The 10,567-nt window shown below is 39.2% G+C and carries 13 protein-coding genes and 1 tRNA gene; 5 read left to right on the forward strand and 9 right to left on the reverse strand.

The features are described from left to right. Nucleotides 1-149: 149 nt before the first annotated feature. Genes GM418_RS32095 through GM418_RS20345 form a run of 6 tightly spaced genes read right to left on the reverse strand, consistent with a single transcriptional unit; the run spans nt 150 to nt 4,080 of the window. Nucleotides 150-560: a DUF3873 family protein gene (locus GM418_RS32095; protein WP_158869069.1), complete on the reverse strand. Its 411-nt coding sequence runs from the start codon at nt 558-560 to the stop codon at nt 150-152. Nucleotides 561-573: 13 nt separating this feature from the next. Then, complete coding sequence (locus GM418_RS20325; RefSeq protein WP_158869070.1) at nt 574-1,050, reverse strand: DUF7258 domain-containing protein; 477 nt, start codon at nt 1,048-1,050, stop codon at nt 574-576. Nucleotides 1,051-1,099: 49 nt separating this feature from the next. Next, entirely contained in the window at nt 1,100-2,368 is a 1,269-nt protein-coding gene (locus tag GM418_RS20330) for a PcfJ domain-containing protein (protein ID WP_158869071.1), read from the reverse strand. A gap of 3 nt (nt 2,369-2,371) precedes the next feature. Continuing rightward, entirely contained in the window at nt 2,372-2,782 is a 411-nt protein-coding gene (locus GM418_RS20335; protein WP_158869072.1) for a PcfK-like family protein, read from the reverse strand. 48 nt (nt 2,783-2,830) lie between these two features. Beyond that, on the reverse strand, nt 2,831-3,832 hold the full coding sequence (locus GM418_RS20340; RefSeq protein ID WP_158869073.1) for a fusion protein: 1,002 nt from the start codon (nt 3,830-3,832) through the stop codon (nt 2,831-2,833). 11 nt (nt 3,833-3,843) lie between these two features. Next, complete coding sequence (locus GM418_RS20345; protein ID WP_158869074.1) at nt 3,844-4,080, reverse strand: hypothetical protein; 237 nt, start codon at nt 4,078-4,080, stop codon at nt 3,844-3,846. Between the two features lie 487 nt (nt 4,081-4,567). Here GM418_RS20345 and GM418_RS31490 point away from each other — a divergent pair, with 487 nt between their 5' ends. Both GM418_RS31490 and GM418_RS20350 read left to right on the forward strand, forming a co-directional pair. After that, nucleotides 4,568-4,729 carry a hypothetical protein gene (locus tag GM418_RS31490; RefSeq protein WP_217447541.1) on the forward strand — a complete coding sequence of 54 codons (162 nt, stop codon included), beginning with the start codon at nt 4,568-4,570 and terminating at the stop codon, nt 4,727-4,729. Nucleotides 4,730-4,764: 35 nt separating this feature from the next. After that, nucleotides 4,765-6,309, forward strand: a complete 1,545-nt coding sequence (locus GM418_RS20350) for a recombinase family protein (protein ID WP_158869075.1) — start codon at nt 4,765-4,767, stop codon at nt 6,307-6,309. Here GM418_RS20350 and GM418_RS20355 read toward each other — a convergent pair. After that, a tRNA-Arg gene (locus GM418_RS20355) sits at nt 6,278-6,349 on the reverse strand. The two genes, GM418_RS20350 and GM418_RS20355, sit on opposite strands and share 32 nt — an antisense overlap. A 162-nt stretch (nt 6,350-6,511) precedes the next feature. Between GM418_RS20355 and GM418_RS20360 the strand changes: the two genes are divergently transcribed. Genes GM418_RS20360 through GM418_RS20370 form a run of 3 tightly spaced genes read left to right on the forward strand, consistent with a single transcriptional unit; the run spans nt 6,512 to nt 7,922 of the window. Further along, nucleotides 6,512-7,297: an HD domain-containing protein gene (locus tag GM418_RS20360; RefSeq protein ID WP_158869076.1), complete on the forward strand. Its 786-nt coding sequence runs from the start codon at nt 6,512-6,514 to the stop codon at nt 7,295-7,297. Then, complete coding sequence (locus GM418_RS20365) at nt 7,297-7,707, forward strand: secondary thiamine-phosphate synthase enzyme YjbQ (RefSeq protein WP_158869077.1); 411 nt, start codon at nt 7,297-7,299, stop codon at nt 7,705-7,707. The genes GM418_RS20360 and GM418_RS20365 overlap by 1 nt, the downstream gene beginning before the upstream one ends. Beyond that, a complete protein-coding gene (locus tag GM418_RS20370) occupies nt 7,707-7,922 on the forward strand; it encodes a (2Fe-2S)-binding protein (RefSeq protein WP_158869078.1) in 216 nt (71 codons plus the stop codon). Before GM418_RS20365 ends, GM418_RS20370 begins: the two co-directional genes overlap by 1 nt. A gap of 56 nt (nt 7,923-7,978) precedes the next feature. Here GM418_RS20370 and GM418_RS20375 read toward each other — a convergent pair whose 3' ends face one another. Together GM418_RS20375 and GM418_RS20380 are read right to left on the reverse strand one after the other, a co-directional pair. Further along, the gene (locus GM418_RS20375; protein WP_158869079.1) at nt 7,979-9,526 is read right to left on the reverse strand and encodes an OmpA family protein; all 1,548 of its coding nucleotides are present in this window, start codon (nt 9,524-9,526) and stop codon (nt 7,979-7,981) included. 71 nt (nt 9,527-9,597) lie between these two features. Then, nucleotides 9,598-10,560 (reverse strand): PorP/SprF family type IX secretion system membrane protein, encoded by a 963-nt coding sequence (locus tag GM418_RS20380; protein WP_158869080.1) that lies wholly within the window; start codon nt 10,558-10,560, stop codon nt 9,598-9,600. Nucleotides 10,561-10,567: the final 7 nt, after the last annotated feature.

Here is a 10,567-nt window from a genome sequence, read left to right on the forward strand (position 1 = left end):
CCCGTCTGTTTTGCTTTGATTGTTTTACTTTCTCAAGTTGGGATAACATAAAACGGTGGTTTTCACCAACTGTTTGTCCCGATGGCATTTTGTAGGGACTGTCTATGCAAAGCTTACATTGCTCAATTGCTTTGTCCAAATCCGTTACCTCAATGCTCGCTCCTGTAATATCGGTTATCGTCGCTTTCATTGTCCCAATATTTTTTAGATACATACCACTTATCAGAATAGTTGTTGCCCAGTAAGGTAAACACGCCACTAAAATTGCTGCTATCAGCAAATTGTTTGGCTTCCAGTATGGAATCAAATTCGCCTAACTTTCGAAACCCGATAAAGAGTTTATACATTTTATCCTTCTTCGCCAGCCATTTATCGCGACGACTCCGGCACTCTCCCAAAGTTGGGGCTGTTGTTGAAAACAGTTCCCCGTCTGTGTGCCGGTAATCGTACTGGTAAAATGTTTGATTTTGGTGGTGTGCCGGACGAAATGTTGTATAATTTTCATTCCCTTGTTCACAGGCTGAACACCCATTATCGTTAATTGAATCGTTGGTTTTCATTATTCCTGATTTTTTAGATTAATTCTTCAATTGACTTTACCTGTATATTTCTTTTGAGCCATTCTATCAGATGGACTGTATCATCGGAGGTAATTATCGTACTGCATTCGCTTATTTGTGTAAAGCGGGAAGATTCATAGTTGTCAACCCATTCTTTCAGGTTGACCCTTTGCCATTTGGTGTAGTCCCTGACAAAATCCCGGTCTATTTCCCGGATGGTTTTCGAAAAAAATACCCTGATAGTTTGGTATTTGTCGTCAATAATTTCCAGATATCGTAGTGAGCCAAACCCATCTGACAGACGGGCGAATGACCAGTTGTATTCAAATTGTTCATTACCCCAAACGTGCGGTTCATCGAAACGTACTTTTACATGCGCTGCGTGTTGGTCTTTTGTAATTTCCTCAATCACTCCGGTAACCATCATGCCGGTGAAAATACACTTACAACGTTTTCCTATTATGCTGTTATTTACTTCTGTTGATTTCATCTTTATTTTTCTCGTTGTTTCAAGGGAAATTTCCCAACCTTATTAATATTTAAGCTATTAATCTCTTTTGGATTAGGGGCATGTTTTTTTTCACTAGCCTTAATATTCTGTTGTGGTATTCTGTATTTTCATTGCATAGCCCCCTGCTTTGGAGTACCTGTAGTTTTGAGAGGGATAGTTCAATGGTCTCCAATCGCTGCTCATCAATACGTGCTGAAAGGATAAGCGAATCGGTTTTCAGGTGGTAATCGTTCGTAAAAACACAGTGGTGCAAGGCATCACCTTCCTGTATGACTTCTTCCACACTTTCAAGTACTCTTACCTGTACCAGTCCGTCAGTAAAGCAGATGCCAAAAAACCGGGATTTCATTTTCAGAAATTCAGCTTCATCTTCCAAGGCCTTCTTTTTGGCTTCTTCCCGGCGTTCCCGTTCTATGCGTTCCCTTTTTTTTCTCATATACCTGTCATGTTCCCTTTGCAGGTCTGGAGGACAAACATACTTAGCGTTGTGCAGGTCTTTACCGAAAAATCGGAGTAAATCCATGTAATCGCACCACATGGAAGCATCCTCTATTTTATAGTTGCTGCGAATGCAGATGCGGATGGAAGCCCAGTAATTGCTGATGTTCCGATGGTTATTGAGCGCAAAGAATTTGAAAAGCTCTGTTTGCCCTGCTTTCAGCAAAGTTTCGGCTTTATTTTCTGCGAGCAGGAACTGGAAGAAATCAAATGGGGTCAAGCCGAAAAACTGCTTGGTATAACCACTTCGTTTAATTTCGGGGATTAGTCTTTGCCGGGAATAAATACAAGTGGGGACAACATTGTACAGGGGCTTTTCGGGGCGTATTTCAAGAGGGCTGCCAAAACTCCATGTATGTACAAAGAATCCCATTGGCCTCAAGCGAGCAAGTGTGGCAGATTTGCCGTCAGGGGCTATCCAGCGTTGTACCACTTCAGAGTGGAAATACCGTGCTTTTTCCCCAACTTTTGCCTTGTAATCGATGTAAATGAATCGTAATACCTGAAACCCTTCACAAGAGGTAATTATGAAGAGATATTGGTAATCGTCAAAAACTCGTTGCCGTGTGTCCTTAATAACCAGTTTTGTATTGCATTGCGGACAAATGGAATGTTGTCGGGCAGTTTTGTCCGTCCACGAATGCCCGCATTCGAGACAGGTTATAAGCCCGTTTTTTGTCCTTCGCCCAATATGCTCGATACAGTTCCGGTAGCCGCAATTATATTGGGTTTCGGTAATGGCTGACAGTTTGTTGCTTAACGCCAAAACCTGTTTTTGAAATTTATTTCGTGGTTTCATTTCTTAAAAGTTAAATAGTGATTGTTGATTGACTGTTTCGGGCTGCTTCACCCTTTTTGTTGTTTGTTTGAGTTTGGCATAAGCCTCGTTTTGAACCCTTTGCAGAGCTTCTTTGTGTGCCTGTTGCTTTTCTTCTTCAGTAAGTTTAACAACATGATTGACTACCACCTGGCAGTTGACAGGGTTTCCAATATCAATGTTGTCTTCATCGTAATAGTGTACTGCCATTGAATAGATTTCTTCATCGGCAAAGCCGTTGCTCCCCGATTTTTGGACTGTATTGAGAATGTAAGTCACGCAATCGTCTATATTCTTCTCAGGTTTGGAATATTGAAGTGAGAACAATACATCGTTCTCAGCCCATTGGTCTAAATATGCCTTAATGGTGTTTTTGAAATGGTTTGATGCTTTCATATTTTGTAGAATTGTGGGACAGCGAACTGTCCCAGTGAAACTTTCTTTTTAATCCAATCCGAAATAGCAGGCTAAACGCTGTTCTTTTGACTTAGGAAATATCCAGCCTGCGATTTTTTCTCCCTTAAAAGTCAATCGATTATTAAACCGTCCGCCCATTGCTTTGAGTTCGTCTTTAATTGGCTTGGTATTTCCGAAAACAGCGACCGCTTTGGCTGAATACTCCACCATTGTACAATGGGTTTTGTCTTCCAATTTGGGGTTATCTGTCGGTGTCCCGTCAGGCTTATTTATGCGAATGTTTTCTTCGATGCCTGCGATGTATGCGAATTCCTCAATCGTTCTGGAGCGGTCATATACAGGTACCTTTTCAATTATCCACCCGTGATATTTGCTTTCTCCCAGATAGTAACCTACACCCATGCTGTATTTTTCCCGATGTTCGTAATCCTGATTGAATTTCGAGAGGTAAGCAGTTTCTTCGAAATTTGAGGCGTGTTTACGCATCTCCGAAAAAATGTCCCTTTTGTGTGTGGAAAAACCTAAAATGACGGTGCGCTGTGTGCTACTTGCAAAGTAGTCGGTTTGCATATCACTTTCATCCTGCTTCAACCTTGCCACAATAATTGCCTGTGCCGTTTCCGGGAATATTTCGGCAAAGCGTTTGCGGCCAACCTGTTTTACTTCGCCAATCTTTATCCGCTCTATTTCGGCTTCGTCCTCCTCTGCTTTGGCTTTCACCTGTGCTTCCTGAAGGAGTATAGCCACTTCAAACGCATCCATAAATTCCGGTTTTACATCATCGTAATACCTGCCAATGCCGAACTTTTTGGACAAGGGGTTTATTATGTCGGTTCTGTCCATAGCTTTGGTGTCGGTATTGATTAAATGATACATAAATCCCCGGTTGTTGATGTGTTCCACTTTGTAAACCACATAGCGGGATTCACTCATCGCATAACCATAACTGATTACAATCTGATTTTCTTTCACCACCTGTACTTCGGTATCGGTGGTAGTTTTTGCGAATACTGAATAATACTTTGCCATTGTTTTTCCTATTAAAAGATTAATGAAACCAGAAAAGCCAGAATGATTATGAGAACGACAAGGGAGACAAGACAGGAAGCCAGTTGCTTGATAACTGCCCAACCGAGGTACAGACCCAACAGCACCCAGATAAACCCTGTTCCCCAAACGTAGAAACCCAATGCTATCAGAGCGATTTTCACAACCTGTTTTATGTTGGTTGGAAGGTAGGTAGATCGTTGTTTCCTATTTTTTACTGTGCTTCTCATAATTTCTGACCTTTTTTTTATGCCGTATCGGAGCCGGTGAGGAGTGACCGTGTTTCAGGGGCATGGGAAAGTAGTGTTTAGCCGATGTCAAATTTTTTGCGGGAAATACACTCATCAGTAAGGAAAGAGGAAGATTTTCCGCAAAACCGTCAGGCTTGAATTTGCGTCGGCGTTAAGAACACGAAAATACTTTCGCACCTGAATGCGGTTGCTCAGAACCGATTTTCGGATACACCGCTTAAGGGGAAGAAATTTCAGGAGAGAAGTACAGTAAAAACTAAACTGTAAACATCCGGCAATTTCACAATGTAATTGCAATTTGAAAAAATCGTTTTTACGCCAAAAGCTGCCATTATCAAGACATAGAATGTCATCACATAGTTGATATACAAACCATTGGTTAACGTGTCTTATTTTTATTGGAAAGGCAGGTGAACCATGAATAATAATGGACAAAAATTAATGACCGGATACCAGGAGAAATGCAATGGATTGTGAAGGCGGACATAAAATTTCACCTGAACGAGCAGTTAAACTTTTGAAAGAAGATGGAATTGATGTTACCATAGAACAGGCAAAAGTTATACTTGATTTCATGTACGGAATGGCAGAGATTGTTGTTGAACAATTTCTGGATACACCGGGATAATTTTTTAAATTTACAGGGACAAGTATAATTTTATCATGAGAATTGCAGATTTATATATTCGTGTCAGCACCGATGAACAGGCAGATAAAGGCTACTCCCAGCGAGACCAGGAAGAACGGCTGACAAAGTATTGCGAAATAAACAATATCGAAGTCCGAAAAGTCGTTTTTGAGGACCATTCAGCAAAAACATTCAAGCGTCCGGCCTGGACAAAGTTATTGGGTGAATTGCGAAAACGCCGTGGGCAATCGGATTTAATCCTTTTCACCAAATGGGACAGGTTTAGCCGAAATGCAGGCGATGCCTATCAAATGATCAGTACGCTTCGTAACCTGGGTGTTGAGCCACAGGCAGTAGAACAACCGTTGGACTTATCCATTCCTGAAAATAAAATGATGCTTGCTTTTTATTTGGCTGCTCCGGAAGTGGAAAATGACCGTAGGGCGCTGAATGTCTTTCACGGAATGCGACGTGCAAAAAAAGAAGGAAGGTGGATGGGAACTGCACCTATAGGTTACGCGAATAAAGTTTCGGAAACCGGGATAAAGTATATCGCGCCGAAAGAGGTTATCGGGGAAATAATGAAATGGGTATTCGAAGAACTAGCCCGTGGCCAGTTTAATACAGAACAAGTGTGGAAAATGGCCAAATCCAAAGGATTAAAATGCAGTAAAAACGCATTTTGGCTGGCCATCAGAAATCCACTTTATTGCGGGAAGATATTTATTCCAAAATACAAGGATGAAGAAAGTTACTTTGTAACCGGTCAGCACGAGCCTTTAATTACCGAAACTTTGTTTTACAAGGTACAGGACGTACTTGACGGGCGCAAAAAGGTTCAGAGGACAAAAATACTTGTCAATAATAACCTTCCATTAAGGGGTTTTCTTATCTGTCCACAGTGCGGACGGCTGTTATCGGGGAGCGCATCAAAAGGAAGAACTAAATATTATCACTATTATCATTGCACGGGAGGTTGTGATTTCAGGCACAGTGCAATTGATTTAAACGAAAAGATTGTTGATAAAATTAGTGAATATGTACGACCAATCCCTAAATTGAAATTGTACAAAGAAGTTATAGTGAACCGTTATAATGAAAAAACTAAAGCTCAAAAGGGAGATATCCAGCAAATAAAACTTCAACTACAGGAAGAAAACAAACGGCTATCCAAAGCAAGGGAATTGCTTTTATGTGGAGATATTGAGGCTGAAGACTACCGCATAATGAAATCTGAAATTGAAACGCGAATTACCAGACTTGAAGCGAAATTAACTGGCTCCATAAGTGATTCTGAAAACATAGAACCCTTATGGGATAAGGCTATAAGCAATATTTCCCGTCTCGATTCATTATACGAAAATGGCAGTATTTCCCAGAAAAGAAAAATCATTGGTTCGGTCTTCCCTGAAAAATTGACATTTGACGGAATTCGTTTTCGAACCACAAGAATTAATGAAGCACTGGGATATATCTTGCTGATAGACAATAAAATAGGAGGCAAAAAAAATGGGACAAACTCATCAATTTTGAATTTGTCCCGTAACGTGACCCTACCGGGATTCGAACCCAGATCATAAGAACCGGAATCTTACATTCTATCCATTGAACTATAGGGCCATTTTTATTTTGGTGGTGCAAAAATAGTAAAATTCCTTTTTTTATAGCATTATCATAGAATTTTAGTTAATCGAATCCTGGCTGTTGATAAAATAAACGACTTGGAGGTTTTCCTCATACCAGATATTTTTACTTTTGCCTTGTATTTTTAGCGAGGATATTATGAATGAAGATGGAGTTAACCTTTCAATAAAATTTTTAAACTCGTATATTGAGAGTTTTAAGGACTTGAGTGAAGAACAGGAGAATAATTTTGTTATCAAACAAAACCATTCCAAACGAGTTGCGGAGAATGCTTTGGGTTTATCAGAGAAGTTGGAACTTCCGGAGAAAGATAAAAGATTAGCATTTATCATTGCCATGTTTCATGATATTGGGCGTTTTCTGCAGTTGGTACAATATAATACATTTAACGACTCGAAATCAGTCGATCATGCAGAACTGGGCGTTGAAGTCCTTAAAAATGAAAGGATTCCTGAACAGTTGAGCTGCGGCGAAGAAAATGTAATTTATTCGGCCATTTTAGCGCACAATAAATTTGAAATTCCTAAAAAGTTGAGTGAGCAGGAACAGCTGCATGCCAAAATACTCCGGGACGCTGATAAACTTGATATTCTGAAGGTATTGACAGATTATTACTCAAACAGGAATGCGGCGCCAAATCACACCTTAACCTGGGAATTGCCAAAGTCTGCATGGGTTTCGGATGCTGTGGCCAAGGAGATTCTTGCCGGAAAACTGGTTTCCAAAAAGAATGTTGCTTCGGAGCTTGATGTGAAGATTATGCAAATGTCGTGGATATTTGATTTGAACTTTAAGGCTTCAGTTGAGTATGTTTTAGAAAAGAGATATCTTGAGAAGATTTATGAGTCGACATCAAAAAGTGACAGAATTATTGATATATACAGAAAGGTTAAGGTGTTTGCCGAAAATAAAATGATGAAATAATGCAGAAAATTATCAAAGTGTCAACCCCTCAACATGATATTCTGGTCGATATCACTTCAAAAGTTGCAGATATTGTCAAGCAAAGCTCTGTTGATACCGGGCTGGTAAATGTTTACGTTCAGGGAGCCACTGCCGGAATAATGATTCAGGAAAATTGGGATGATTCAGTTCAAAATGATGTGGTTAATCTGTTCCGGAAAATAATCCCGCACGGAGTGTGGCAACACGATGCACAGGATAATAATGGTGATTCCCATTTAAAAGCAGGAATTGTGGGACCAAGTGAAAGTATCCCGATAATTGACGGGAAGATGGGGCTTTCAACCTGGCAAAATATTTTTCTGTGTGAATTTGATGGCCCCCGAAAAGAAAGAAATATTGTAGTAACAATAATTGAAACTTCGAAATAGTGGCAAGAAAACTCGTATGTATTTGTAATTTGGTAGAAGAAAAGGAAATTGTTGAACTGCTTAAAAAAGGAGCTGATTCAACAGAAGATATTCAAAATCTCATTAAGGCGGGAACAACATGTGGGCGTTGTTTACCCGAAATAGACCAACTGGTAGAAGAGCACAAAAAAACAAAACCCAAAGACCTGCAAAAAAAGCTGGACTTTGGGTCGTAATAAATGGGTTACATAAATTTTATTTATTACTAAACAAACGGATATTATTTCAGTTTCTATTTATCCATTCCAAGTATTTTAAATTCGGTTCTGCGATTCATCTGGTGTTCTTCGTCTGAACACGGAACTCCATCGTCGCATTGATTAACCAGTTGAGTTTCGCCGTAACCTTTGGCAATTATTCTGTCGCGGGAAATCCCTTTTGATACAATGTACCCAACGGCCGATTCAGAACGTTTCTGGCTAAGTTTTTCATTGTAAGCATCGCTTCCTCTGCTGTCGGTATGCGAACCCAGTTCAACCTTCCAGCTCGGATTATCCTCCATTACTTTCACCAGTTTATCCAGCTCAATCTCCGAGGCCGGCAAAATATCCCACTTGTCGAAATCATAAAAGATGTTTTCCATTACAAATTTTTGTCCTACTTCAACTTTCTCAACATTAATAATCAGCTTCATTATGCCATATTCTTCTCCTGCTGTGGAAAACGAAATGGATTCATTCATATATCCCTCTAATTCAGAAGTAGCGGTATATTTTGTTTCATAATCCAGAGCCCGGGTTATAATACCTACGGCATTTGCAGCCAATTTTTCACCATCGCTAAATGATACTGCAGCGGATGGAATTGGTTCCTGTGTTTTTTTATCACGAACCAGTAATTCAAGTTTGTATTCGCCTTTGTCTAAGATTACTTTGTAGATATCATCATCACCCTGACCGCCGTCTTTTTTTGAAACAAAATAACCTACTTTAGCATCTTTGTGAATGACCAACCCAAAATCGTCGAGGTTTGTATTCAATTCATTTAGTGCAACCGGTGTAGTATAGCTGTTGCCTGAGAAACATGAATAATAGATGTCCAAATCATCTTTTGATGCGTTAATCCCTGATGAAGCGAAAAACAGCATTTCATTCTGATAGACATAAGGAAACATTTCATTTCCGGAAGTATTAATTGTAGCTCCCAGGTTAACAGGTTCTCCCCAAACACCATTTTCTTTTACCGATTTATAAATATCTGTTCCACCCTGACCTCCGGGCATATCAGAAACAAAATATAAAACCTTTCCTCCTGCTGTAATTGCCGGATGACCAACAGAATATGTAGCATCGTTAAATGGCAGTTCCTCAACTAAGCTCCACGTGCCATTTACTTTTTTTACAACAATTGTTTTCAGATGTACATTGGCTTTCCTGTACAATTTATTTTTAATTTCAGGATTATCATAGTTGCTCAACGTAACAAAAAGTTCTTTGGTTGCAGGGCAATAGGAAACCGGCCCTGCATGGTAGTCGGAACTGATTTCTTCAAGTTCTGTCTTTTTCCCTCCCTGCAAATCACCATTCAAATTTAAAGCTGTAACAAAAAGATTGTAAAATATATCTTTTGATTCACCTGCTGATAATTTACTGATTTCTTCATCGGTGAAGGCGGAATACCATAATTCATTTTCAACAAATGAAGGCCCAAAGTCACTGGCAGAAGTGTTTATATTGGTTTTTTCAATTTGAATTGTTGTATGATCGAAGAAATCACAATCATTCTGAGCAAATCCGAAAAAAGGTAAAGCAGCTAATAGTAGTAAAAACACTTTTTTCATTTTTCTTGTTTTTAAGATTGATTTTTTCATTTTTTATTCTGCATTTTGGCTAATTAAATAAGGTATACTTCTTAAAAATATCTTGGTGATACAAATTTCTCTTTTAAGAATCTTAACTCGTACGAAATCATTATTTCGTGTGTACCATCCTGATATTTTTGAAGTTGGGATGTTGTAAAATCAACAGCATAACCCAAACGCAGCTTTTTGTCAATAAGCCATTGTGCAATAAAACCAAATGAATCTCCGGTTCTGTACATTCCTCCAAGCCAAACCCTGTCAGCAATCAGAAAATTTGCTGAAAAATCGAATTGTGCCGGAGTACCTCCTGCCACTTTTGTTAATACTGTGGGCTTAAATTTCAGGTTATCCGATAAATCGAAAACATATCCTCCAATTAAGTAGAAGTGGCGCATCTCAGCTTTGGTTGAATAATTGTTATAATTATTCTTAAAATCTGTCTGTAGAATTTTTGGTGTTGACAAACCGATATAATATTTGTCTTTATAAAGGAATGCTCCCACACCAAAATTAGGCATAAACTTCGTGTCTATTTCGCCCTGAAACATCTGGTCTCCACCGTCGATGACTGTGTAATCACTCAGATTATTTGAATAATTTGAAAAACCAGCTTTCAAGCCCAAACGCAGTTTTAGTTCATCATCGAATTTAACGAGGTAAGAGTAATCACCGTAAACAGCCAATCTCTTTTCCAGGCCAAATTTGTCGTGAATTATACTTAATCCCAGTCCAACTTTTTCATTCTTGCCTAAAGTTTGAAAAGTGAATGTTTGAGTTGAAGGAGCATTGTCAAAACCAGTCCATTGCTCGCGAGCCAAAACCATAAATCCCATTGATTCCCATGTTCCTGTGTAAGCAGGATTTATCGTTTGTGTGTTGAACATGTACTGAGTATACATTGGTTCCTGCTGAGCGTAAGCTGTGCTGCTTATCAGAAAAAGCAAGCCTGCAATCCATTTTGCACAAGTATTCATTTTTAGTAAATGTTGTATTTTGCTAAATAAAGTTTTCATCTCTTTG

The organism is Maribellus comscasis (assembly GCF_009762775.1).
Classification (GTDB): Bacteria; Bacteroidota; Bacteroidia; order Bacteroidales; family Prolixibacteraceae; genus Draconibacterium; species Draconibacterium comscasis.

Excerpts from the sequence above, each read along its gene's own strand:
- GM418_RS20345 (WP_158869074.1), bottom strand. The coding sequence starts at position 4,080 with ATGAGAAGCACAGTAAAAAATAGGAAACAACGATCTACCTACCTTCCA.
- GM418_RS20340 (WP_158869073.1), bottom strand. The coding sequence starts at position 3,832 with ATGGCAAAGTATTATTCAGTATTCGCAAAAACTACCACCGATACCGAA.
- GM418_RS20325 (WP_158869070.1), bottom strand. The coding sequence starts at position 1,050 with ATGAAATCAACAGAAGTAAATAACAGCATAATAGGAAAACGTTGTAAG.
- GM418_RS20330 (WP_158869071.1), bottom strand. The coding sequence starts at position 2,368 with ATGAAACCACGAAATAAATTTCAAAAACAGGTTTTGGCGTTAAGCAAC.
- GM418_RS32095 (WP_158869069.1), bottom strand. The coding sequence starts at position 560 with ATGAAAACCAACGATTCAATTAACGATAATGGGTGTTCAGCCTGTGAA.
- GM418_RS31490 (WP_217447541.1), top strand. The coding sequence starts at position 4,568 with ATGGATTGTGAAGGCGGACATAAAATTTCACCTGAACGAGCAGTTAAA.
- GM418_RS20375 (WP_158869079.1), bottom strand. The coding sequence starts at position 9,526 with ATGAAAAAAGTGTTTTTACTACTATTAGCTGCTTTACCTTTTTTCGGA.
- GM418_RS20360 (WP_158869076.1), top strand. The coding sequence starts at position 6,512 with ATGAATGAAGATGGAGTTAACCTTTCAATAAAATTTTTAAACTCGTAT.
- GM418_RS20380 (WP_158869080.1), bottom strand. The coding sequence starts at position 10,560 with ATGAAAACTTTATTTAGCAAAATACAACATTTACTAAAAATGAATACT.
- GM418_RS20350 (WP_158869075.1), top strand. The coding sequence starts at position 4,765 with ATGAGAATTGCAGATTTATATATTCGTGTCAGCACCGATGAACAGGCA.
- GM418_RS20365 (WP_158869077.1), top strand. The coding sequence starts at position 7,297 with ATGCAGAAAATTATCAAAGTGTCAACCCCTCAACATGATATTCTGGTC.
- GM418_RS20335 (WP_158869072.1), bottom strand. The coding sequence starts at position 2,782 with ATGAAAGCATCAAACCATTTCAAAAACACCATTAAGGCATATTTAGAC.